This is a genomic window from Rhodopseudomonas sp. (assembly GCF_013377015.1).
GTDB lineage: Bacteria > Pseudomonadota > Alphaproteobacteria > Rhizobiales > Xanthobacteraceae > JARJEH01.
In genome coordinates this window covers 1217374-1240573 of the sequence record NZ_JACABA010000001.1, presented here as the reverse complement: position 1 = coordinate 1240573, position 23200 = coordinate 1217374, and the positions used below count along the sequence as shown (strand labels likewise).

The window sequence follows — 23200 nt, the reverse complement described above, 5'->3', positions numbered from 1 at the left end:
GCGTACGTGTTGGTTGCATGCCCACCGCGTTGAACCACAGCGACCTCGATGAACCATCCCCAATTGTTACCCGAATCTCCGGATGAGCGAGACACCGCACGGTTTCTGCGACGATTTTCGGAGCTGATCTCGGTCGGGCAAAGCGCCAGCTATCTGCGCCATGCCGCCGGTCTGATCGACGAGCTGGTCGGCCGCCTGAAGCAGACCGAGGAGCTTCTGCAAGACGAGCAGATGATCGGTGCCGAGCATATCGCGCGCCGCCGCATGGCGGAGGCCGAACTTCAAACCGTCAAGCTGGAAATCGGTAAGCTGCAGGCGCTACGGGCCGAGGACGCAATGAAGCTGAAATCCGCTGCGGAAAGTCTCGCAGCGGAGAGACGGTTCTTGACCGAACGGTACCAACGCGCCGAGGCGGAGCTGGTGGAAGTATCCGACGAACTGCAACAGATGCAGGCCAAGTTCGCCTCCGTCGGCGACACCCATACGGTTGTCCCGGTCTCGACCTTGCTGTCGCTCCGGGCGCAGTTCGAATCATTGGCGAAGGAGTTCAGGAAGTCCGGTGACACCGTATCGGACGTGATGTGCGAGATCGGCGTGAGCACGGTCGACCAGGCGCTCGCCGGACAGGGCGATTGATCCGCCCGCCGAAGCCAGCTCGCCTTGACAGGCGGGTCGCGATATCCTGAGATAGGCGATGGGGACGTGCGATCTCCCCATCAGGCGGCACCATCCGTGTTGCCCAAGTATCGCGTCCGCTGTCATGCAAGGACGCGGCATGTCATCTTTCAAGACTTTTTCATCCTTCAACAGCATCAGCGTCGAAAATCTGGCCGGCCTGATCGGCATGCCGGATTGTCCGGCGCTGATCGATGTGCGGACCGACGACGATTTCGCACTTGCGCCTTGTCTGTTGCCCGGTTCGCGCCGGCAGTGCCATGACGACGTGGCCGCCTGGAGTTCGGACTATCGCGGTGTCGCGGCGATCGTGATCTGCCAGCGCGGGCTCAAGCTCAGTCAGGGCGTCGCCGCATGGCTGCGCGCCGACGGCGTCGCCGCCTCGGTTCTCGAGGGCGGCTATTCGGCCTGCGAGCAGGCAGCGTTGCCGCGCGTTCCTGTCGCCAAGCTGCCGGCGCGCGACCTGCAAGGACGCACAATCTGGGTGACGCGGGAGCGACCGAAGATCGACCGCATCGCCTGTCCGTGGCTGATCCGTCGCTTTGTCGATCCCGATGCGGTGTTCCTGTTCGTCGCGCCTGGCGAAGTCCCGGCGGTTGCTGAGAAGTTCGGCGCGACGCCGTTCGATATCGAAGGCGTGTTCTGGAGTCATCGCGGCGACACCTGCAGCTTCGACACCCTGATCGAGGAGTGGGGACTCGGCGGCCAGCCGCTGCTGCGGCTCGCCACCATCGTCCGCGGCGCCGACACCGGACGGCTCGACCTTGCGCCGGAAGCCACCGGACTGCTGGCGGTCTCATTGGGGCTGTCGCGGATGCATGACGACGACCTCGCGCAGCTCGAGGCCGGGATGCTGCTGTACGACGCGCTGTATCGCTGGTGCCGCGACGACGCCGGAGAAACCCACAACTGGCCGGTCAGCAAGCGCGAGGGCGTCGCATGACCGACGCGTTGCCGCTGACGCGCGAGCTCGGCGCGCCGACGTCCCACGGCGTCTCGCCGAGCGAGGCGTTCGCGGTCTGGCTGCGCATCGCGCTGCTGTCGTTCGGCGGACCGGCCGGACAGATCGCGGTGATGCACAGGATCGTGGTCGACGAGAAGCGCTGGGTCTCGGAGGGCCGGTTTCTGCACGCGCTGAACTATTGCATGCTGCTGCCGGGACCGGAGGCGCAACAGCTCGCCACTTATCTTGGCTGGCTGATGCACGGGACCAGGGGCGGGTTGGTCGCCGGCGGGTTGTTCATCCTGCCGGGCGCCGTCGCCATCATGGCCTTGAGCCTGATCTATGCGTCGTTCGGCAATGTCGGCTTCGTCGCCGCTTTGTTCTTTGGGCTGAAGGCCGCGGTGCTGGCGATCGTGCTGCAGGCGGTGGTTCGGGTCGGCCACCGCGCCCTGAAGAACAACGTGATGCGCGCGCTGGCGGCAATCGCGTTTCTTGCGATCTTCTTTTGCGACGTGCCGTTCCCGGCGATCGTGTTCAGCGCCGGGCTGCTCGGCTATCTCGGTGGCAAGGCCGGGATCGCCGCGTTCAACGTCGGCGGCGGACACGGGGCCGCGAGCAATGACGATGCCGACAGCCTGCTCGGCGATGAACTTGGCGCGCACACGCGCCCGCCATGGCGACAGTCGCTGGGCGTGGCGGCAGTCTGGCTGCTGTTGTGGCTGACCCCGGTGGCCGCGCTGCTGTTGACGTTCGGCAGCGCCAATGTATTCAGCCAGATTGCGGTGTTCTTTTCCAAAATGGCGATGGTGACGTTCGGCGGCGCCTATGCGGTGCTGGCCTATGTGGCGCAGCAGGCGGTGGAGAACTACGGCTGGCTGAAGCCCGGCGAAATGCTCGACGGTCTCGGCATGGCGGAGACCACGCCGGGGCCGCTGATCATGGTGCTGCAGTTCGTCGGCTTCATGGCCGCGTTCCGCAGTCCCGGCGCATTGCCGCCGTTGCTTGCCGGCACGCTCGGCGGATTGCTCGCGACCTGGGTCACCTTCACGCCGTGCTTTCTGTGGATCTTTCTCGGCGCGCCCTATGTCGAGCGCCTGCGCGGCAACAAGGCGCTGTCGGCGGCGCTCGCCGCCATCACCGCCGCGGTGGTCGGCGTCATCCTCAATCTGGCGATCTGGTTTGCGATCCACACCGTGTTCCGCGAAGTGAGGCCGCTGCGCGCCTTGGGCATCGGTTTTGATGCGCCGGTGCTGGCCAGCATCAATCCCTGGGCCGCGCTGTTGTCGGCGGCGGCAATCATCGCGGTGTTCCGCTTCAAGGTCGGAATGCTGCAGACGCTGATCGCCTGCGCGGCGGCGGGTCTGGCGCTGCATGCGCTGGGGCGGGTGTGATCAGCGTTCGAACATTCGCGGTGCACGGGCGGCCACGCCAGCGGCCAATAAATCGATCGAATCATTTCTATTTTGCAGTGCAGCAACTATATCGGTCTGACGGGATTGCCTTAAGAGCCTGGACCAGGAGCCGCCGTGTCGCTGAGCAACAACATCGAATTCCTGAATCGCTTGCGAAAAATGAACGGGATCAACGGGCTGGATCCGTCGCTGTGGGGCGGGAAAGCGCCGGGCGCCGGCAGCAGGCTGGTTGAGACCGCGAGCTTCGGGCCGAATCCCGGCGATTTGCGGATGTTTTCCTTCGTGCCCGCCGGCCTGCTTCAGAAGATGCCGCTTGTGGTCGTGCTGCACGGATGCGGCCAAAGCGCCGCCGGCTACGAGATCGGCGCGGGCTGGTCGACGCTGGCGCAACGCTACGGCTTCGCCCTGCTGATGCCGGAACAGAAGTCCTCGAACAATCCGAACGGCTGCTTCAACTGGTTCGTGCCGGAGGATACCAGGCGCGGCGGCGGCGAAGCGGCGTCGATCCGGCAGATGATCGAGCAGATCGCGGGCGCCAAGAACATCGATCGCCAGCGGATCTTCGTCACCGGCCTGTCGGCCGGCGGCGCGATGACCGCGGTGATGCTCGCGACCTATCCGGAGGTCTTCGCCGCCGGGGCGATCATCGCCGGGCTGCCCTATGGCATCGCCAACAATGTGCAGCAGGCGTTGAACGGCATGATGCAGTCGCCGCCACGCTCGGCGCGCGAACTCGGCGATCTGGTCCGCAAGGCTTCGCCGCACCGCGGCCCGTGGCCGAAACTGTCGGTGTGGCATGGCAGCGCCGACCGCACCGTGCATCCGTCGAACGCCGATGAAATCGTCAAGCAATGGCTCGATCTGCATCAATTGCCGGAGACGCCGATGGCGCTAGGCAAGGTCGACGGCTATCCGCGGCAGATCTGGTGGAACGCCGATGGCGAGACCGTGGTCGAATCCTACACCATCACCCGGATGCCGCACGGCACCCCGCTGGGCGTCGCGGCGAACGACGAGCGCTACGGCGTCGAAGGCGCGTTCCTGATCGAGGCCGGGATCTCGTCATCCTACCACATCGCGAATTTCTTTGGCCTCACTGGACGAATTCATCAGCCGTCGCCGGGGCGTAGCGCCTCCACCGCGATCGCGATGCCGGATCTGACCGCGCCGCGGCTGGAGCAGGTCGAGGAGGTCGCGCAGGCCTACAAGGCCCGCGGCAAGGGCGACCGCCGCGCCGAGCCGCGCGATCAGCCCGGACGCCGAGGCATCGACGTCAACGCCGTAATCACCCGCGCGCTGACCGCCGCTGGGCTGATGAAATAGCGTCGCGTCGCGAAACTGTCGGGCACTCCGCTATCGCAATGGTTTCGGGAGGCAAGAGTGAGCTTTATTGCTCAGACAGCGGTTAGACGCTCGTATACTTACGAATAATCGCGCTGTTGCTATCGGCCATTTCGGGTAACTGAGAGTTCGGTAACGCTCCCGCCTGATCCAACGGGGGAACTGTGTGATGCAGGATTTCATCCGCGACGAGAACCTCAAGCTGTACCGCAGGGCGCTGGCTTCCAGCACCGATGCAGAACAGCAACGGGTGCTGACGCTCTTGCTTCGTCTTCTGGTCGTCGAACAGACTGTGGCGGCCAAAAGGCAGCAAATCCCGAGTCCCATCTGACCAATTGATGCTTCATCACCGCGCCTCTTTTCGAGGTGCGGTGATGGTCACGATCCCCCGGGGCCAGCGCCCCCGCGCCTGGGGGATTGTCCTTTCCTTTTTGGCGGTCTTGGGACTGGCTGGCGTCGCGATGGAACTCGTGCCGCGTGTTTGCCGGGGCGATCACCGATGTTAGGCTGAAGCACTCTGCCGCTGGCAGACTGTGGCGTGCTAGATCGTTGCCGAATGCTGGATCCCAATAGATCGCCGTCTGAAGACTTTCTCGCCGGTGGCGGCGAGATGGGTGAGCTGACGCGCGCTTTCGACTGGTCGTCGAGTCCGATTGGGCCACCGGAGCGCTGGCCGCAGAGCCTGCGGACGGTGCTACGCATATTGCTCAACACCAATCACCCGATGTTCATCTTCTGGGGTCCGGAACACATTCAATTTTACAACGACGCCTATCGCCAGACCATGGGACCGGAGCGCCACCCCGGCGCGCTCGGCCAGCGCGGCCGCGAATGCTGGGCGGAGATCTGGGACATCATCGGGCCGCAGATCGACCAGGTGATGAGCGGCGGAGGCGCGACCTGGCATGAAAACCAGCTGGTTCCGGTGACCCGTCACGGCCGGCTCGAGCAGGTGTACTGGACCTACGGCTACAGCCCGATCGATCAGGACGACGCGATCGGCGGGGTACTTGTGGTCTGCCGCGACGTCACCAAGGAGTATCTCGCGGCGGCGGCGTTGCGCGAACGCGAGGCGGAACTGGCGCGGGTGCAGCAGATCGGCCGGATCGGCGGGCTCGAGGTCGATCTTCGGGTGGGCTTCCGCAACCGGCGTTCACCGGAATATCTGCTGGTGCACGGCCTGCCGCCGGAGGCGGCCAACGAGACCCACGAAGACTGGGTGCGGCGGATCCATCCGGAGGATCGTGAGGCGACCGAACGGCAGTTCCGCGACGCGGTGCGCGGCGACGTCCGTGACTATCGCGCGAAATACCGAATTATTCGTCCGAGCGACGGCGAGGTTCGCTGGATCTCGGTCCGATCGGTGATCGAGCGCGACGACGACGGCCGGGCGATCCGGCTGGTCGGCGCTCACACCGATGTCACCGAGCAGGTTCTGGCTGAACAGGCGCTGCGGCAAAGCGAGGAGGCCTACCGCAAACTCGCCGATCAGCTGGTGCAGTTGAACGAAACGCTGGAGCAGCGGGTTCAGGACAAGACCCGCGAGCGCGACCGGATCTGGAACGTCTCGCAGGACTTGCTGCTGGTTGCCGACCGCGATGGCGTCTGGCGCACGGTCAATCCGGCGTGGACAAAGACGCTCGGCTGGAGCGAGGCGGAATTGCTGAACCGCACCTCGGGATGGCTGGATCATCCCGATGACGCCGAATTGACCCGCAGCCAATCGAAAGCGCTCAGTACCGGGGAAACAAGCGTTAAATTCGAAAGCCGGTTTCGACACAAGGATGGCTCTTATCGATGGCTGTCCTGGGTCGGCGTGTCCGACGCCACGGCCATCTATGCGGTGGCTCGCGATATCACTGCCGAGAAGGCCGCGGCGGAGCGGCTCAAATCCGCCGAGGAGGCGCTGCGTCAGTCGCAGAAGATGGAGGCCGTCGGCCAGCTGACCGGCGGCATCGCCCATGATTTCAACAATCTGCTGACCGGCATCGTCGGCTCGCTGGATTTGATGCAGATCCGGCTCGATCAGGGCCGCACCGAAAATATCTCCCGCTATATTACTGCGGCGATGACGTCGGCCAATCGCGCGGCGGCTTTGACCCATCGGCTGCTGGCGTTCGCGCGGCGCCAACCGCTGATTCCGAAACAGGTCGACGTCAATCTGCTGGTGGTGTCGCTGGAAGATCTGCTGCGCCGGACGATCGGCGAATCCATCGATCTGGACATTGTCGCCGCCGAGAACCTCTGGTTCACGCTGTGCGATCCGAACCAGCTCGAAAGCGCGCTGCTCAATCTGGTGATCAATGCCCGCGATGCGATGCCGGATGGCGGCAGGATTACCATCAGTACGCAGAACGCACGGTTCGACGCCGTCACCGCCGACACCCCCGCCCTGCTGCCCGGCGACTATGTCTGCATCGTCGTCACCGACACCGGCACCGGGATGAGCGCGGAGATCGCCGCGCGCGCGTTCGATCCGTTCTTCACGACCAAGCCGCTCGGCCAGGGCACCGGGCTCGGGTTGTCGATGATCTACGGCTTTGCGCAGCAATCGAACGGCCATGTCATGATCGACAGCAAGGTCGGGCAGGGAACGTCGGTCAGGCTCTATTTGCCGCGTCAGCTCGGCCTGATTGCCGACGAAGCAGCGCCGGCCGTGGTCGCCGCGGATCATGCGGCGACCGGAGAAACCGTGCTGGTGGTCGAGGATGAACCGGTGGTCCGCGGCATCGTGGTCGAAATGCTGCGGGATCAGGGCTACCGCGTCCTCGAAGCGGTCGATGGTCCGGCCGGGCTTGCGGTCCTGCGGCTCGGCGAGCGGATCGATCTGCTGCTCACCGATGTCGGACTTCCCGGGATGAATGGGCGCCAGCTCGCCGATCAGGCGCTGGAATCCCGACCTGCGATGAAGGTGCTGTTCATGACCGGTTATGCCGAGAGCGCGGCGATCGCGAAGGGCTTCCTACAGCCCGGGATGGACATGATCACCAAGCCGTTCGATCTGGACGATCTTGCGCGGCGCGTTCGCGACATGGTGGCGAACTAAGTCGTACGCAAGCGGCAGCCGCGACCGGCATCTAATCGCCGTCGCTGGTTGTGGTGCCGGAACTCCGCGGCGGGCTGGGGCTTGTCCTGTGCCTTTCAACAACTCCCGGAGTTCAAGATGATTCGTCGCCTGATCGGAACCGCCGCCGTGATTATGGCCCTCGCCACTCCCGCTATAGTTCAAGCCCAGGGCGTTCCCGGCGGTATTGAACGCGGCGCACGCGACGGCGAACGCGCCGCCGGTCCTATCGGCGCGATCGTTGGCGGCACCGTCGGTGGCGTGCTCGGCGGCGTTGCCGGCGTCCTGGGCGTCGACGAGCGTCCGCGCTTCCGCAGTTATGTGGTCGACCAGCGCCGTCCGTCCTATCAATATCGCGATGAAGTTCGCGTCGGCGTCGTGCTGCCGGATGATGGTGTCACCTATTACGATGTGCCGGAAGAATACGGTCGCGCGCGCGAGTATCGCTACACTGTCGTCAACGGTCGCACCGTTCTGGTCGATCCGCGCACCCGCCGGATTGTCGAGATCGTCGAATAATCCAAAGTCCCGCTCCGGATTCCCGGTCGTTGCGCAAACGGGGCCGCTCGATCGGGCGGCCCCGTTCGTGCAACGGGCATCCAGAACGCAACCCCGATGGAACCTATCTCTCCGATCGCGGTTAAAGCGACATGACCCAGCCTGATATTTGGTATGTGGCCTTCGGCCCGGACAAGACGGTGAAATCCGACGATCGAGCCTCGGGCGTCGTGCGCTCGACCAAAACCTTCAAGTCGGAAATGGACGCCAAAGTGTTCGCGGCGCAGATTCTGGCCAAGGGCTGGTCGGCCAATGCGGGTACGCTCAATCCGCATCAGCCGAAACGGATGGTGCCGGCTTCGCAGATCGAGCAATGGGCCGCGCCTTCCGAGCGCTGAGCCGTGTCAGGCTTTGCGCGAGCGGCGTGATCGATCCAACGTGTCGGACGGCTTCTCGCCGAACATCTCCCGGTAATCCTTGGCGAAGTGTCCCAGATTGGCGAACCCGCAGGCCAGCGCCACGGCAGTGACGGTGGTGTCGATGCGGGATTCGGTAAGCATCTTGCGCGCATGCTGAAGGCGGACCCGCTTGGCGAACGCCATCGGCGAATAGCCGCGGCTGCGCTGAAACGCCTTGAAGATGCCGCGTGCGCTGATGTCGGTGACCGCCATCAGCTGTTCGATGGTGATCGGCCGATCCCAGTTGGCTTCGATATATTCCTCGACCTGCCGCACGTTCCGCGGCGCCGCGCCGGGCGTCTCGCCTTCGAGAAGGCGGCTGAAGCTGTGCCGGTAAGCGTAAAGAAACGACAGGGTGATGGCGTGCTCCAGTTCGACGAGCACCAGCGGCGGCAATTGAGGGGGCGAGCTATCCAGCTGTGTGCTGACGAACAGCACCAAGCCCTTAACATTCTGGGCGTAGGGTTTGCTGGCTGGGGCCGCGGCGTCAAATTCGAGCAGCCCCTTCGGCCTGAGACCCAGCAACGCGGTCAGCGTTCGCTCCATCGCACTGAGTCCGACCCGCAGATGCAGTTGTTGATAGCCTTGCGCATAACTCAGCAGCGCGGCGCGTCCGGGAGAGGTGACGCAAGATTGCTCGGCGTTGATCTCGGTGGTGATGCCGTTGATCGTTGTCGTGCCGGCGCCCGAGAGAGACATCTGCAGGCGCGCAAAATCGGCCTCCGGAAAATCGATCGTGACTCGACCGCCCAGCGAACTGAAGCCGATAGCGATCTCCCGAAGTTGCACGAAGTTTCCGAATGCAAAAAAATTCTCCGGCTCGGGGATATCGAAACGCTTGGCGCCATAGACCGATGTGGCGGCGTTTCCAAATTCGTCGCGATTGGAGGTGCGGAATATGGGAAACCGTTTGAGCGGCTCACCGAGAAGCTCAGGTGTCATCTAGTCCAACTCGCATCAGTCATGTCCCCACTTCCACTCTGACTTTTAGGTGAGTCCCCAGCACTTGCAAACATAACCTGATGACCAACCTGCAATTGGCCGAATACTGAACGACATCAGTCCGTTGTCGGACAGCCGGTGCAGCCATCGGACTAGTATTTCTACGAGGTGTACCGACAACTCATTGGCTCAAGTAACTACTTTCATTGCGCAGCTACAATCCAAAGTGACGTAGGAGCGCGCTCACCCCTCCGAAAAAGATGATGTTGCTCATATTATCGCGTTTAAGTTGTGAGAGGCGGGTCGCCTCGGATATGAGGTCGGTCGCGGCACGCATGGCTGTGAAGTCCAACGAACAGGCTTCACGTGTGGTTTGCTCGACCGAGACCTTCGAGTCGGAAACAGACGCCAAGCTATTCGCGATGCAGATCAAGCAATGTGCCGGGCCGTCCGAGCGCCAAGCAGTGTCAGGCGTCGCGCGAGCGTCGTGCGCGCTCTAGCGTGTCGGACGGCTTCTCGCCAAACATCTCCCGGTAATCCTTGGCGAAGTGACCGAGGTTAGAGAACCCGCAGGCGAACGCCACGGCAGTGACGGTGACGCCGATGCCGGGCTCGGCAAGCATTTTGCGCGCATGCTGAAGTCGGATTCGTTTTGCGAAGGCCATCGGCGAATAGCCGCGGCTACGCTGAAACGCCTTGAAGATGCCGCGTGCGCTGATATCGGTGACCGCCATCAGCTTTTCGATGGTGATCGGCTGCTTCCAGTTGGCTTCGATGTATTCCTCGACCTGGCGCACGTGCCGCGGCGCGGCGGCGGGAACCTCGCTTTCCATAAAGCGGCTGAAGCTGTGCTGGTAAGCGCTCAAGAACGACAAGGTGACCGCCTGTTGCAGTTCGCCCAGCACCAGCGACGGCAGCGCGACCGGCGACGAGTTGAGCTGGCCGCTCAGAAACGTGACCAATTGGCGAAGGTTCGTTGCCTGGGGATTTTCGTTGCTCGCCGCCGCGACGAATTCAAGCGATCCCTTCGGCTTGCTTCCCATCAGCGCGATGAGTTTTTCCTCCAGCGCCCGCGTCTTGATTCGAAGCAACAACTGCTGATAGCCCGCGCCGTACTCCATCGTCGCCGCTTGCCCTGGCGAGGTGATGCAGGACTGTCGGATATCGATTGCGGTCGTTACACCATTGACAGTTGTGGCGGCTGAGCCGGTAACCGCGATCTGCAGTCTGGCGAAGTCGGATTCGCCATACGCCACAGTCGCCGGCGCCACGCATGAGTTAAAGCCAAGTGTAAGGTCCTGCATCTGGACCAAGTTTCCACGCGCCTCAAAGTCATCGCGCACTGAAATTTCACAACGGATCGCGCCATAGATCGTCTTGAGTGCGTGTCCGAACTCTTCTGGGTCAAATGTATTGACCGCAGGAAACCGATTGAGCGGCTCACCGAGAAGCTCAAGTCTCATATATTTCAGTTTTCATCATTGAGTCGTTTCCCCGACTCATCTTGATGCGTGCCGGTGAAGCTTGCAATGACAACCTGATAGACAACTACAAATTGCCGGATACCGAAGACGTCTCTCGACAAACGAAGCCGAAGGTCAATCTTGAGCAGGCGGTACATTTAATGGACTAACACTTCTTTCGAGAAGTTGGAGCCACAATGCTCGTGTAAAGAAATGCTTTTGATTGGCAGTTGCAGACAGGGCTCACGCTGGAGAATGCTTGCAATGTCGAAGATGGATACTGTTTTCCCTATCGCCGCGTTCAGCCCACCCAATCCTGATCAAATTTGCTCACTGTACACGCCGCACGCGTGTGAACCGCGCCGACTGCTCGGCCTGCTGGCAGAATTGTACGGCCAGACCTTGCAGACGGTGTTCACCGCCATCGATCTGATCGAATCGATCTTGGATCGGAACGAACGCACGCTGCGAGGGAGTCCCGATGCGCCGGAGCTGCGACAGGATCGGATGCGGATCGCTGCGGAGTTGTCCGCGGCGCGGATGACGGCGGTGCGGCTGTCGACCAATCTCGCAAAAGTGAAGAGGGTGTGTTCGTTGTTGGACCGGGATGGCGACCCGGCCCCCCGCTTCGCAACGGCGGCGAATGTCGAGAGGTTGATCCAGCGCAGTTTCACCGTGCTGCTTCAGTAATTGCGCAGGCGTCTGCGGCAAAACGGATTCGACCGCGGCGTCGCGGCGAATGTTGCCGGCGGCGCCGAATTCGCGTGCGTTACATGCCGCCGGTCAAAAATGGATTGGTGATGCGTTCATGGCCGATGCTCGAGCCCGGGCCGTGCCCGCAGATGAAGCCGACATCGTCGCCGAGCGGCAATAGCTTTTGAGTGATCGATTCAATCAGCGTGGCGTGACTGCCGCCCGGCAGATCGGTGCGCCCGACCGAGCCGGCGAACAGCACGTCGCCGACCAGCGCAAAGCGCATGTCGTCGTTGAAGAACACCACGCTGCCCGGCGAATGGCCGGGGCAATGCAGGATCGCAAAGCTCAGTTCGCCGATCCTGACGGTGTCGCCGTCTGCGAGCCAGCGATCCGGCGTGAAATCGCGCACCCCGGTCATGCCGAAGGTTCGCCCGCTGTTGACGACATTGTCGAGCAGGAATTTGTCGGCGATGTGCGGGCCCTCGATCGGCACCTTCAGCGCGTCGCGCAAGTCGGCGGCGCCGCCGACATGATCGATGTGGCCGTGGGTCAGCCAGATCTGTTCGACGCTGACGCCGGCGTGCTCGATCGCCGCCAGAATCTCCGGCACGTCACCGCCGGGATCGACCACCACCGCCTTCTTGGTGGTCTCGCACCACAGCAGCGTGCAGTTCTGCTGGAACAGCGTGACGGGAATGATCGCCGCGCCGGCTTTGGCTTTGCTCTCGGTCTGGTTTGTCATGCCCGCACAATGCCGATTTTTGCGTGCCCGCCAAGAGGGAATTGGCGCGGATCGGCTCCGCGCCCTGGCCGCACTTGACCCGCCTGCGGGGCCGAAGCCCCGTCGGCGGGGCGAAGGCCCAGCCATCCATGCTACGCGGGGCAAGCCCTCATATGACGTCGCAATTTGAGGCGAGCTACCGCTTCAGCTGCGCCTTTAGCGTCGCTTCGACCTCGCGGTCGAATGACGATGCCGCAGGCTTCGCGGTGTCGTGCTGGGCGGCAACATACGCATCGCGTTTCTTGACCAGCGCCGCGAGCTTCTCGTTCAGCGCTTTGCGCTGCTTCATTTCGCTTTCGAGTTTGGCCATGCGCTGCTCCGGTGCCAGCTCGCGCAGGGCGACCGGCAGTTCATCCTCCTTGACGGCCTCGAGCTTCTGCCGGCCGGCTGCGACGTCGCTGACCAGGTCGCCGCCACCGGTGACCGCTTCGGAGGAGACCTTGGCGCGCTTGTTGATGTAACTTGCCATGTCGGAGGCGGAAGCCGGCGCGGCGGCTGCGACCTTCGACAATTGCCGGGTCTGGTCCTCGGTGCGCTTCTGCATCGGCGCCGGCCCGTACGGGATCACGGTACGGTTGATCTCGTTCTGCAGGATGATGATGTCGCCGTCATACGGCGTTTCGATCACCACGACCTGACCGCCGTCCTGCGGAATCGCGATGAACCGGCCGTCGCCGGCCTGGGCGATCTCGCGCCACACCCGCTCGGTGTCGCGCGCAGTGCCGGCCAGCACCGCGTTTACGATGATGTCCTTCTGCCGGGCGACCGCCAGTGTCTTCGGATATTTGGTGTCCTGCACGTAGTCCATATGCGGCGGCGCGTCACCGACCAGGAACACGATCCGCCTGGTGTCGCCGCTCTGGGTCCAGTGCAGCTTGTTGACCGCGACGTCGAGCGCCTCATTGACGCTCTCCGGCCAGTCGCCGCCGCCGCGGGCGCGCAGCTCCAGCAGGTTGGCGTAAAGATCCTGGATGTCAGTGGTGAGTTCAATGGTCCGGGTGACGTAGTCGTCGCCGATGTCGCGATAGGCGACCAGGCCCATCCGGATCTCGGCGTCGGGATTGTTGTCGAGGATCGAGGTGGCGATCGACCAGATCTTCCGCTTGGCGCCTTCGATCAGTCCGCTCATCGATCCGGTGGTGTCGAGCACGAACGCGACTTCGACGACGGGTCTTGCGACCGCCTGCGACATCGCGGCGGCGAACGGCAGGGTGGTGGCCGCGAGCACGAGGGCGCGTAGCATTTTGACCGGCTTCATGAAGTTCTCCTCCAGAGTGGCGTCCCTCGGAGCCAAGGATAGGCTGCCTTCACGTTGCCGTGAGGTCGAAATCTGGGCGGCCGAGGTACAAATTTGCGGCCGAATCCAAGTCGGCGGCGCATTGGGCCGCGGCCTCGAATCCGGCTAAGCTTGGTCGCAATGGAATCGGAAGCCGTTCACATCGCCATGCTGCTGCCGGATCGTCGGCAGTCCGAGACCGCGCTGAAAATCGCGCGCGGCACCTCGCGGCTGCTGCGTTCGCTCGGCTTTGCCTGTGTGGCGGAGCTGCCATTGCCGTCCGGCCGGCGGGCCGATCTGGTCGCGCTGAATGAGCGCGGCGAGATCTGGATCATCGAGATCAAGTCATCGCTGGAAGATTTGCGCGCCGACCAGAAATGGCCTGACTATCGCGCCCATTGCGACCGGCTGTTCTTTGCCGTCACCCAGGATCTGCCGTGCGAGATTTTTCCGCCTGACACCGGGCTGATCGTGGCCGACGGCTACAGCGCGCATCTGCATTGCGAGGCGCCGGAACATCGCCTGGCGGCGCCGACCCGCAAGGTCATGATGCTGCGCTTCGCGCTGGCCGCCGCGCAGCGGTTGAACCGGCTGAACGACCCGCAGGGGTTTGCGGAAAGTTAGCTCGCTCGATGGGCTCGCGCCCCGGAATGACAGATTTGAATTCAGTGCTCAGCGCGGCGCGCGCTTGGCCAAAATCCGCTGCAGAGTGCGGCGGTGCATGTTGAGCCGGCGCGCAGTTTCCGAGACGTTGCGGTTGCACATCTCGTAGATCCGCTGGATGTGCTCCCAGCGCACCCGGTCGGCCGACATCGGATTGCTCGGCAACTCGGATTTTTCGGTGCCGCTGGCGAGCAATGCCGCGACCACGTCGTCGGCGTCGGCCGGCTTGGAGAGGTAGTCCACCGCGCCCATCTTCACCGCGGTCACCGCGGTGGCGATATTGCCATAGCCGGTCAGCACAATCGCCCGTGCATCCGGGCGCTCGCGCTTCAGCGCCGAGACCACGTCGAGCCCGTTGCCGTCGCCGAGCCGCAAATCGACCACCGCGAAGGCCGGCGCGGCCTTGCCGATCTGCGCCAGACCGCTGGACACGCTGTCGCAGGCTGTCACCGTGAAGCCGCGGGTTTCCATCGCGCGCGACAGCCGCTCCAGGAACGGCTTGTCGTCCTCCACGATCAGCAGCGACCGATCAGCATGGCCGGAAAGTTCGGGGATGACATTCACGGCGGGTAATCCTCATGGCAGTTGCTTCAGATATGGCGCGACAACCTCCGCCTGCCAAGGGCCGAGCCTGCGACAGGTGCGCACGCCCGACGTCAAGCATCTGCTTCAATGGGGGTTTCCGCGGTCTCGAAACGGTCGCGGGGCCACGTGACCTGAACCACGGCGCCATGGTCCGGAAATACCTTGTTCCGAAACGACACCTTGGCGCCGGTGCGCTCCAGCAGTGTCCGCGCGATGAACACCCCGAGCCCGAGCCCGGAATGCGCACCCTGCGGGTCGTCCGAACTGCGCCGGCGCGACACATAGGGCTCGCCAATCCGCCGCAGCATGTCCGGGGCGATGCCGGGACCATCGTCGGAAATCACGATCTGCACCGTGTCGGCATTCCACCAGGCATTCACCTCGACGGTGTCGCGGGCAAAATCCACGGCATTTTCCAGAATGTTGCCGACGCCATAGAGGATCGCCGGATTGCGCATCCCGACCGGCTCCGGCACCCCGGCAACCGCGATCCGCACCTTGATGGTGATGCCGAAATCCCGGTGCGGTGCCACCGCCTCCTCGATCAGCGTCGACAGCGGCATGCGGTCGAACGGCGCGCCAGATGCCGATAGCTGGGTGATCTTGCTGAGAATTTCCCGGCAGCGCTGCGCCTGCTCGCGCAGCATTTTCAGATCGCTCGCAATCGCGCTGTCAGTCGAGGTCTTCTCCAGCTCGCGCGCGATCAGGAAGATGGTCGACAGCGGGGTGCCGAGTTCATGCGCGGCGGCGGCGGCGAGGCCGTCGATCTGGGTGAGATGCTGTTCGCGCGTCAGCACCAGCTCGGTGGCGGCGAGCGCATCGGCGAGCTTGCGCGCCTCCTCGGTGACCTGGAACGTATAGAGGCTGGTGACGCCGATCGCGAGCAGGATCGAGAGCCAGACGCCGAGCAGATAGACCGGCGGCAGCTCCAGCGGCTCGGCGCCGTCCCACGGCAGCGGCAAATGGTAGTAGCCGAGCAAGGCGGCGCAGGCCGCGGCAAAGATGCCGAGCCAGATTGTCATCCGGGTCGGCAGCGCGGTGGCGGCGATCAGCACCGGGCCGAGAAACAGAAACGAAAACGGATTCTGCAAGCCGCCGGTCAGAAACAGCAGCCCGGCCAGTTCTCCGATGTTCAGCGCCAACAGCGCCGCTGCATGGATCGGCTCCATCCGCTGCATCGGATTGAAGGCGACCTGCAGGGCGATGTTGACGAGCGCGGAAAGCCCGACAATGGCGATGCAGGGTAGCACCGGGAATTCGAATTCAAGTCCCTGCGCGACCACGAAAATCGCCGCGATCTGACCAATCGCGGCGAGCCAGCGCAGCCGCAGGATGGTATCGAGGCGGACATGGCGGCGCGGGTGCCGGAAATCGGAGGACATCGTATCGGTCATCCGCCGACTCTAGCCGCGTGGCGGGCCGATCACAATTCGACCGGCGGTCGCGCCACCATTCGTCAGACGCTTGCGCTCGCCGCTGCGATCGTCAATGAACGGCCTTCATGAGCATCGAGACCGCAGCACTGCCCGGCCTGCCGCAGCCCGATCCGTCCGGTTCCGCGGCGATCGACGTGGCGCATCTGGTCAAGTTCTACAAGGCCACGCGCGCGGTCGACGACGTTTCGTTCAAAATCCCGCGCGGCAGCATCACCGGGCTGCTCGGCGGCAACGGCGCCGGCAAGACCACCACCATCGCGATGATCATGGGGCTGGTGCTGCCGACCTCGGGCCGGGTCCAGGTGCTGGGCTATCCGATGCCGGAGCAGAGCGACCGTGTGCTCGGCCGGATGAATTTCGAAAGCCCCTATGTCGACATGCCGATGCGGCTCACGGTGCGGCAGAATCTTACCGTGTTCGGAAAACTCTATGCGGTGCCGGATCTGCGGGAGCGGATCAGTCAGCTCGCCGCCGATCTCGATCTCGGCGAATTCCTCGATCGTGCCAATGGCAAGCTGTCGGCTGGCCAGAAGACCCGGGTGGCGCTGGCCAAGGCGCTGATCAACCGTCCCGATCTGCTGTTGCTGGACGAGCCGACCGCGTCGCTCGACCCCGATACCGCCGACTGGATCAGGTCGCATCTCGAGGCCTACCGCAAGACCCATGGCGCGACCATCCTGCTGGCATCGCACAACATGCTGGAGGTGGAGCGGCTGTGCGACCGCGTCATCATCATGAAGCGCGGCCGGATCGAGGACGACGACAGTCCGGCCGGGATCATGGCGCGTTACAACCGCAGTACGTTGGAGGAGGTGTTTCTCGACGTCGCGCGCGGCCGGGTCCACGAAGGCTCCGCGCCGATCGGTGCAGCGGCGGAAGGTGCCGCCGCCCACGGTCCCGCGGGAGAGAGCGCATGAGCAACGTTGACCTTCACCGTGGCATCGCGCTGCATCGCATCAACGCGATGATCCTGCGCTATTGGTACCTGTTGATGTCGTCGTGGCCGCGGTTGCTGGAGCTGGTGTACTGGCCGGCGCTGCAGATCATCACCTGGGGCTTTCTGCAGAAGTACATCTCGTCGAACGCGGGATTCTTCGCCCAGGCCGGCGGCACGCTGATCGGCGCGGTGATCCTGTGGGACATCCTGTTTCGCGGCCAGCTCGGCTTTTCGATCTCGTTCCTGGAGGAGATGTGGGCCCGCAACCTGGGCAACCTGATGATGAGCCCGCTGAAGCCGATCGAGTTTCTGATCTCGCTGATGATCATGAGCCTGATCCGGCTAGCGATCGGCGTGATTCCGATGATGCTGCTGGCGATGCTGTTGTTCGACTTCAATTTGCTCGGCTTCGGGCTCCCGCTGATTGCGTTCTTCTGCAATTTGATCTTCACCAGCTGGTCGCTCGGCATCTTCGTGTCCGGCCTGGTGCTGCGCAACGGGCTCGGCGCCGAGAGCATCGTGTGGACCCTGATGTTCGGGGTGATGCCGCTGGCCTGCGTGTATTACCCGGTGAGCGTGCTGCCGGGGTGGCTTCAATATGTGGCATGGGCGTTGCCGCCGACCTATGTTTTCGAGGGCATGCGGGCGCTGCTGATCCAGCAAATTTTCCGCGCCGACCTGATGATCGAGGCACTGGCGATCAATATCGGGCTGTTTGCAGCCAGTTTCGCGTCGTTTTTGCTGCTTTTGACCAGCGCCCGCCAGCACGGATCGTTAATTCAGAGTGGTGAATAGTTCTGTTTTGGGCAGCTAATACGAATTGATCCTGCTCAAAATTGCATCTGTGCATTGACGCTTTACTACGCTGCGGTCACTATGCTGCGCTGCAAACAAGCAAGATTTGAGGGACGCGATGCCAGTCGTTATTGGTGAATTTGGCCGCCCGCCGGAGTTGCCGTCCGAAGTCAGTCCGGCGATGACCACGCCGATGTACTGGTTCTACGAAATGGCCCATGCGTCGCTCAACCCGGCTCGGGTGTTGACGGACACGACCAGGCTGATGTTGAAGAACCCGCTCAATCCGTGGTCGCGGACCGAACTCGGTAAGTCCATCGCTGCCGCCTGCGAATTGTTCGAGCGTACCACGCGCCGCTACGGCAAGCCGGAATGGGGTCTTGACGACACCGAAGTCAACGGCATGCGGGTGCCGATCGAAATCCACAATGTCTGGGAGCGGCCATTCTGCCGGCTGCTGTATTTCGAACGCAAGCTGGAACGGCCGTTGCGGGCGCCGGCGCAGCGCGTGCTGATCGTGGCGCCGATGTCGGGCCATTATGCGACGCTGCTGCGCGGCACCGTCGAGGCGTTCCTGCCGACCCACGAGGTCTACATTACCGACTGGACCGACGCCCGCATGGTGCCGTTGACCGAAGGCCGGTTCGATCTCGACGATTACGTCGATTACGTTATCGAAATGCTGCAGATGCTGGGCGGCAACGTCCACGTCATCGCCGTTTGTCAGCCCTCGGTGCCGGTGCTCGCTGCGGTTTCGGTGATGGAGGCCAACGAAGATCCGTTCGTGCCGTTGTCGATGACGCTGATGGGCGGCCCGATCGACACCAGGTGCAATCCGACCTCGGTGAACAATCTCGCCGCCGAAAAGGGCATCGACTGGTTCCGCGCCCACGTCATCACCAAGGTGCCGTTTCCGCATCCGGGCGTGATGCGTGACGTCTATCCGGGATTCCTGCAGCTGAACGGCTTCATCAGCATGAATCTCGACCGCCATGTCGATGCGCACAAGAACCTGTTCAATCATCTGGTGCAGGGCGACGGCGACCTCGCCGACAAGCACCGCGAATTCTACGACGAATATCTCGCGGTGATGGATCTGACCGCCGAATATTATCTGCAGACCGTGGACGTGGTGTTCGTCAAGCACGCGCTGCCGAAGGGCGAGATGATGCATCGCGGCAAGCTGGTCGATCCCTCCAAGATCAAGCGCGTGGCGCTGATGACGGTCGAAGGCGAGAACGACGATATCTCCGGTCTTGGCCAGACCCAGGCGTCGCATACGATCTGCACCTCGATCCCGGACGATCGCCGGGTGCACTATGTGCAGAAGGGCGTCGGACATTACGGCGTGTTCAACGGCTCGCGTTTCCGCTCTGAGATCGTGCCTCGCATCTCGGACTTCATGCAGACGGCGGCGCATGCGCGGCCGGCGAACGCCGCGGAATAATTCCGCGCGCTCTGCGATCCGCCGCGTGCGAAATTTCGCGCGCGCGGCGCGACCGCTGTTGGGAATGCGGAGTTCTGATTGGGATCGGAGTTCGGCGTAAGCCCCTGAATTGGCCGATGGAAATCGCGATTCAGAACTATTTAAAAAAATGAGTATTATTTCATTCTTTGAAGAATAGGATTGAATCTCTATTCGCTAAAAAATTGTGTTCCGAGGCCCATCCCATAGGGGCGTGATTCGCTGATCACCCTGTATATTGGGCAAATGATTTGTTTTTGCGCCGAGCGGTTTCCCTGGCGGCGGATATGGCAGAATCCCGGCGAATTCCTGATGTCCGGATCTGCAGATATGGCCTTTCGCGCACTCCTCTATCGACGCCCCACCGAACCGCAAACCCTCGCAGTCAAATTTGGCTCGCAAATTTTCGCCATTCGCCTGCGCCGGCACCGGCGCGCGCGACGCTACACGCTGCGAATTCACCCGAGCGATCGCGAAGCGATCCTGACGATGCCGCCGCGCGGCACGCTCGCCGACGCCAAGGATTTCGCGCAGCGTCACGGCGCCTGGATCGCCGCCCGCCTCGGCCGGTTGCCGAAGGCGGCGCCGTTCCATCCCGGAACCCTGGTGCCGCTGCGCGGCACCGACCACAAGATCGTGCATCGCGCCGCGACCCGCGGCACGGTGTGGACCGAGATCCGCGACTCCGGTGAGCGCATCATCTGCGTCGCCGGCGAGCACGAACATATCGATCGCAGGGTGCATGACTTCCTGAAGCGCGAAGCGCGCAAGGATCTGCAGAAGGCGGCTGGGCATTACGCCCTGGAACTCGGCGTCAAGGTGAAGCGGATCTCGATCCGCGATCAGTCCAGCCGTTGGGGCTCCTGCACCTCGGCCGGCTCGCTGTCATTTTCGTGGCGGCTGATCCTGTCGCCGCCCTATGTGCTGGATTATCTCGCCGCGCACGAAGTCGGACATCTGGTCGAGATGAACCATTCGGCGCGGTTCTGGAAAGTGGTCGCCAAGGCCTGCCCGCATACCGAGCGCGCCAAGAGCTGGCTCGACACCCACGGTAACGACCTGCACCGCTACGGCATCACCGACTGAAGGCGCGCCAGCGCGCCGTCACCTAACGCCCGAACAATCGGTCCATCAGCCAGCCGTCGATACCGCTGGCCGGTTCCGGGCGCACCGAAGCGCGGGTCGTCGGCGGTCCGGCGCGTTGCGAGATCGCGAAATCTTCGCCCGAAGTCTCGCCGCGCGCCGCCGCCTGGGTGACGGTTGAGAATGATCCGCCCCTTGCACCGCCCGGTAACGCCGCGATGGTGATGCCCTGATGCGCAGTCCGCATGAAGCGGCTCCAGACTTCGACCGGCAGTCCGCCGCCGGTGGCCTTCTTGGTCGGCGAATTGTCGTCATTGCCGAGCCACACCCCGGTGACGAGGTTGGCGGTATAGCCGATGAACCAAGCGTCGCGGAAATCCTGGCTGGTGCCGGTTTTGCCGGCCGCCGACCAGCCCGGGATCTCGGCTTTTCGCGCGGTGCCTGACAGCAGCGTTTCCTGCATCATGGTGTTCATCATCGCAACGCTGCGCGGGTCGATCACCTGGTTGGATTGATCGGCCGACCGCGCATAAAGCACCTTGTTGCCGTCTACGGTGCGGATCTTGTCGACCACGTGGGGTGACACGCCGAACCCGCCATTGGCGAACGGCGCATAGGCGCCGACCAGTTCGGTCAGCGATACTTCCGAGGTGCCGAGTGCGATCGAGGCGTTAGCTTCGAGCTTAGATGAGATGCCGAGGCGGTGCGCGGTGCGCACCACGTTCTTGGCGCCGACTTCCAGCCCGAGCCGTACCGCCACGGTGTTCAGCGACATCGCCAGCGCCTGGGTCAGCGTCACCGCGCCGAAATATTCGTGGGTGTAGTTCTCCGGCTTCCAGCCCTTGACGTCGAGCGGCGCGTCCTGCCGGATCGTCTCCGGCGTGAGGCCAGCCTCGATCGCGGTGAGGTAGACGAACGGCTTGAACGCCGAGCCGGGCTGCCGCTTGGCGGTGACGGCGCGATTGAACTGGCTATCGGCGTAGTTGCGGCCGCCGACCATCGCGCGCACCGCCCCGTCCGGGGTCATCGCCACCAGCGCGCCCTGCGAAACGTTGAACTTGACGCTCTTGGCCGCCAGCTCGTCGATCACCGCGGCTTCCGCGACCGCCTGCAGCTTCGGATCGATCGAGGTTTCGACCATGATGCTCTGGTCGATCTGGCCGATCAGATCGTCGAGCTCCTCGCCGATCCAGTCGGCGACGTAGTTGATGGTGCCGGCGCCGGTCGGCTTCACCACATAGAGCGGATTGGCGATCGCCACCTGGGCCTGCTTGTCGGTGATGAAGCCGGCCTCCGCCATCGCGCCGAGCACGGTTTGCGCGCGCTTTTCCGCGCCGTCCGGATTACGGTTCGGCGCCAGCCGCGACGGCGATTTCACCAGGCCGGCCAGCATCGCGGCTTCCGCCAGTGAGACGTTCTTCGCCGATTTACCGAAATAGCGCTGCGCCGCCGCTTCCACCCCATAGGCGCCGGAGCCGAAATACACCCGGTTGAGGTAGAGCTCCAGGATCTGGTCCTTGGAATGCTTGCGCTCCAGCCACAGCGCCAGCTCGACCTCTTGCAGCTTGCGCGCCATGGTGCGTTCCTGGGTCAGGAACAGGTTCTTCGCCAACTGCTGGGTCAGCGTCGAGCCGCCCTGCGAGACCCCGCGATGCGCGATGTTGGCGCCGATCGCGCGCGCGATCCCGAGCGGATCGACGCCGAAATGCTGATAGAAGCGGCGGTCCTCGATCGCGATGAAGGCCTTCGGCAGGAAGGGCGGGAGATCCTTCAGCGCGACGTTGGTGCCGGCCATTTCGCCGCGGGTCGCGAGTTGACTACCGTCGATCCCGACGATGGTGATCGTTGGCGGTCGTTTCGGGATTTCCAGCGCCTGGATCGCGGGCAGATGCGCGCCGACCCAGATCATGACGCCGACCACGGCGAGCACCGCCCAGATCCCGGCGACTGCGCCCCAGTAGAACAGCCGGTATAGCCAGCCGCCGGTCTTGCGTCTGGATTTGGCCTTGCCGCCGCGGGGCTTCTGGTCGCGCGGGGCCGCCCCACTAGACTTGCGCGCGGGTTTCGGCCGCTTCGGCTTGTCGTCGTCGGCGACCGCGACACGATCCTGCGGACTGAGGCGCAGTCCGGCCAGCGATGCCGAAAGGCCGAACTGCGGCTCCCGTCTCACGGCGGTCTTCTTCTTGCCCAACGCCATCCGCAACGCCCACGCCGACTGATGGCAGACTTTAGCGAAGCGGGTTTAAAGTCGGGTTAAGCGATGGTTAAGGCCGGGTTCCCGCGCGCTTTGCAGCGCGGCCGATCCGTCCACAATTGAGGCACCGCAAGCGCCGACCGATCGGCTGCGCTAAGTCTGGCCGACACCAACCCATCTGCTCCCAAGGACATCCGGATGCCGCGCGCCCTCAAGTCCGCCGAAGAAATCGAAGCCCTGCTGCTGGAGGATGTCCGCCAGCAACGTCATTGCGACAAGGTCGAGGGCATCCGGATCCGGCGCTGTCCGCCGGACGAAGACAACAACCGGGCGAACTGGACCGTGGCGTCGGTCGATTGCGGGCAGGCCAGCCGGGAATTCACCAGCGCAGCTGTTGTCATCGCGATGGACCGACTGCAGCGCGAAGTCGACGCGATTCCTTGGGAATGAGCAAAGCCGCGGCACAGGCCGGCGCGTGGCTCAAGATTGCCGC

At 63.5% G+C, this 23200-nt stretch carries 22 protein-coding genes; 15 read left to right on the top strand and 7 right to left on the bottom strand.

The window, feature by feature from the left end:
* The first annotated feature begins 48 nt into the window (after positions 1–48).
* From HXX15_RS05960 to HXX15_RS05925, 8 genes are all read left to right on the top strand, one after another.
* Positions 49–636: a hypothetical protein gene (locus HXX15_RS05960; RefSeq protein WP_296513652.1), complete on the top strand. Its 588-nt coding sequence runs from the start codon at positions 49–51 to the stop codon at positions 634–636.
* Positions 637–775: 139 nt separating this feature from the next.
* Complete coding sequence (locus tag HXX15_RS05955) at positions 776–1618, top strand: sulfurtransferase/chromate resistance protein (RefSeq protein WP_296513650.1); 843 nt, start codon at positions 776–778, stop codon at positions 1616–1618.
* Positions 1615–3009, top strand: coding sequence for a chromate efflux transporter (gene chrA / locus HXX15_RS05950; protein ID WP_296513648.1), 1395 nt, complete (start codon positions 1615–1617; stop codon positions 3007–3009). The genes HXX15_RS05955 and chrA overlap by 4 nt, the downstream gene beginning before the upstream one ends.
* A gap of 135 nt (positions 3010–3144) precedes the next feature.
* Positions 3145–4353 carry a PHB depolymerase family esterase gene (locus tag HXX15_RS05945; RefSeq protein WP_296513646.1) on the top strand — a complete coding sequence of 403 codons (1209 nt, stop codon included), beginning with the start codon at positions 3145–3147 and terminating at the stop codon, positions 4351–4353.
* 187 nt (positions 4354–4540) lie between these two features.
* Positions 4541–4702, top strand: a complete 162-nt coding sequence (locus HXX15_RS05940; RefSeq protein ID WP_296513644.1) for a hypothetical protein — start codon at positions 4541–4543, stop codon at positions 4700–4702.
* A 225-nt stretch (positions 4703–4927) separates the two neighbouring features.
* Positions 4928–7417, top strand: coding sequence for a hybrid sensor histidine kinase/response regulator (locus HXX15_RS05935; RefSeq protein ID WP_296513642.1), 2490 nt, complete (start codon positions 4928–4930; stop codon positions 7415–7417).
* A 117-nt stretch (positions 7418–7534) separates the two neighbouring features.
* On the top strand, positions 7535–7954 hold the full coding sequence (locus tag HXX15_RS05930; RefSeq protein ID WP_296513640.1) for a DUF1236 domain-containing protein: 420 nt from the start codon (positions 7535–7537) through the stop codon (positions 7952–7954).
* Positions 7955–8085: 131 nt separating this feature from the next.
* A complete protein-coding gene (locus tag HXX15_RS05925) occupies positions 8086–8331 on the top strand; it encodes a hypothetical protein (RefSeq protein WP_296513638.1) in 246 nt (81 codons plus the stop codon).
* Positions 8332–8337: 6 nt separating this feature from the next.
* Here the strand turns inward: HXX15_RS05925 and HXX15_RS05920 are convergent, their stop codons facing one another.
* The gene (locus HXX15_RS05920; RefSeq protein ID WP_296513636.1) at positions 8338–9333 is read right to left on the bottom strand and encodes an AraC family transcriptional regulator; all 996 of its coding nucleotides are present in this window, start codon (positions 9331–9333) and stop codon (positions 8338–8340) included.
* A gap of 467 nt (positions 9334–9800) precedes the next feature.
* Complete coding sequence (locus HXX15_RS05915) at positions 9801–10796, bottom strand: AraC family transcriptional regulator (RefSeq protein WP_296513633.1); 996 nt, start codon at positions 10794–10796, stop codon at positions 9801–9803.
* Between the two features lie 264 nt (positions 10797–11060).
* On the opposite strand from HXX15_RS05915, the gene HXX15_RS05910 reads away from it, so the two are divergent.
* Positions 11061–11486 carry a hypothetical protein gene (locus HXX15_RS05910; protein ID WP_296513632.1) on the top strand — a complete coding sequence of 142 codons (426 nt, stop codon included), beginning with the start codon at positions 11061–11063 and terminating at the stop codon, positions 11484–11486.
* Positions 11487–11565: 79 nt separating this feature from the next.
* On the opposite strand, the gene HXX15_RS05905 is transcribed toward HXX15_RS05910, so the two are convergent.
* The gene (locus HXX15_RS05905) at positions 11566–12234 is read right to left on the bottom strand and encodes an MBL fold metallo-hydrolase (protein WP_296513630.1); all 669 of its coding nucleotides are present in this window, start codon (positions 12232–12234) and stop codon (positions 11566–11568) included.
* Positions 12235–12409: 175 nt separating this feature from the next.
* The gene (locus tag HXX15_RS05900; RefSeq protein WP_296513628.1) at positions 12410–13531 is read right to left on the bottom strand and encodes a vWA domain-containing protein; all 1122 of its coding nucleotides are present in this window, start codon (positions 13529–13531) and stop codon (positions 12410–12412) included.
* 159 nt (positions 13532–13690) lie between these two features.
* Here HXX15_RS05900 and HXX15_RS05895 point away from each other — a divergent pair, with 159 nt between their 5' ends.
* Positions 13691–14173, top strand: coding sequence for an MmcB family DNA repair protein (locus HXX15_RS05895; RefSeq protein ID WP_296513626.1), 483 nt, complete (start codon positions 13691–13693; stop codon positions 14171–14173).
* Positions 14174–14221: 48 nt separating this feature from the next.
* Here HXX15_RS05895 and HXX15_RS05890 read toward each other — a convergent pair whose 3' ends face one another.
* Together HXX15_RS05890 and HXX15_RS05885 are read right to left on the bottom strand one after the other, a co-directional pair.
* Positions 14222–14776 carry an ActR/PrrA/RegA family redox response regulator transcription factor gene (locus tag HXX15_RS05890; protein WP_296513624.1) on the bottom strand — a complete coding sequence of 185 codons (555 nt, stop codon included), beginning with the start codon at positions 14774–14776 and terminating at the stop codon, positions 14222–14224.
* 92 nt (positions 14777–14868) lie between these two features.
* Positions 14869–16191: an ActS/PrrB/RegB family redox-sensitive histidine kinase gene (locus HXX15_RS05885; RefSeq protein ID WP_296513621.1), complete on the bottom strand. Its 1323-nt coding sequence runs from the start codon at positions 16189–16191 to the stop codon at positions 14869–14871.
* A 107-nt stretch (positions 16192–16298) separates the two neighbouring features.
* Between HXX15_RS05885 and HXX15_RS05880 the strand changes: the two genes are divergently transcribed.
* The 4 genes from HXX15_RS05880 to HXX15_RS05865 all read left to right on the top strand — a co-directional run bounded on the left by HXX15_RS05880 (position 16299) and on the right by HXX15_RS05865 (position 20516).
* Positions 16299–17150, top strand: a complete 852-nt coding sequence (locus tag HXX15_RS05880) for an ABC transporter ATP-binding protein (protein WP_296513620.1) — start codon at positions 16299–16301, stop codon at positions 17148–17150.
* Positions 17147–17965 carry an ABC transporter permease gene (locus HXX15_RS05875; protein WP_296513618.1) on the top strand — a complete coding sequence of 273 codons (819 nt, stop codon included), beginning with the start codon at positions 17147–17149 and terminating at the stop codon, positions 17963–17965. The genes HXX15_RS05880 and HXX15_RS05875 overlap by 4 nt, the downstream gene beginning before the upstream one ends.
* 118 nt (positions 17966–18083) lie before the next feature.
* Complete coding sequence (phaZ, locus tag HXX15_RS05870; RefSeq protein ID WP_296513615.1) at positions 18084–19412, top strand: polyhydroxyalkanoate depolymerase; 1329 nt, start codon at positions 18084–18086, stop codon at positions 19410–19412.
* Between the two features lie 264 nt (positions 19413–19676).
* The gene (locus HXX15_RS05865) at positions 19677–20516 is read left to right on the top strand and encodes a SprT family zinc-dependent metalloprotease (RefSeq protein WP_296513613.1); all 840 of its coding nucleotides are present in this window, start codon (positions 19677–19679) and stop codon (positions 20514–20516) included.
* A 22-nt stretch (positions 20517–20538) separates the two neighbouring features.
* On the opposite strand, the gene HXX15_RS05860 is transcribed toward HXX15_RS05865, so the two are convergent.
* On the bottom strand, positions 20539–22710 hold the full coding sequence (locus HXX15_RS05860; RefSeq protein ID WP_296513611.1) for a transglycosylase domain-containing protein: 2172 nt from the start codon (positions 22708–22710) through the stop codon (positions 20539–20541).
* A 195-nt stretch (positions 22711–22905) separates the two neighbouring features.
* Here HXX15_RS05860 and HXX15_RS05855 point away from each other — a divergent pair, with 195 nt between their 5' ends.
* On the top strand, positions 22906–23157 hold the full coding sequence (locus HXX15_RS05855; RefSeq protein WP_296513609.1) for a hypothetical protein: 252 nt from the start codon (positions 22906–22908) through the stop codon (positions 23155–23157).
* The last annotated feature ends 43 nt before the right edge of the window (positions 23158–23200 follow it).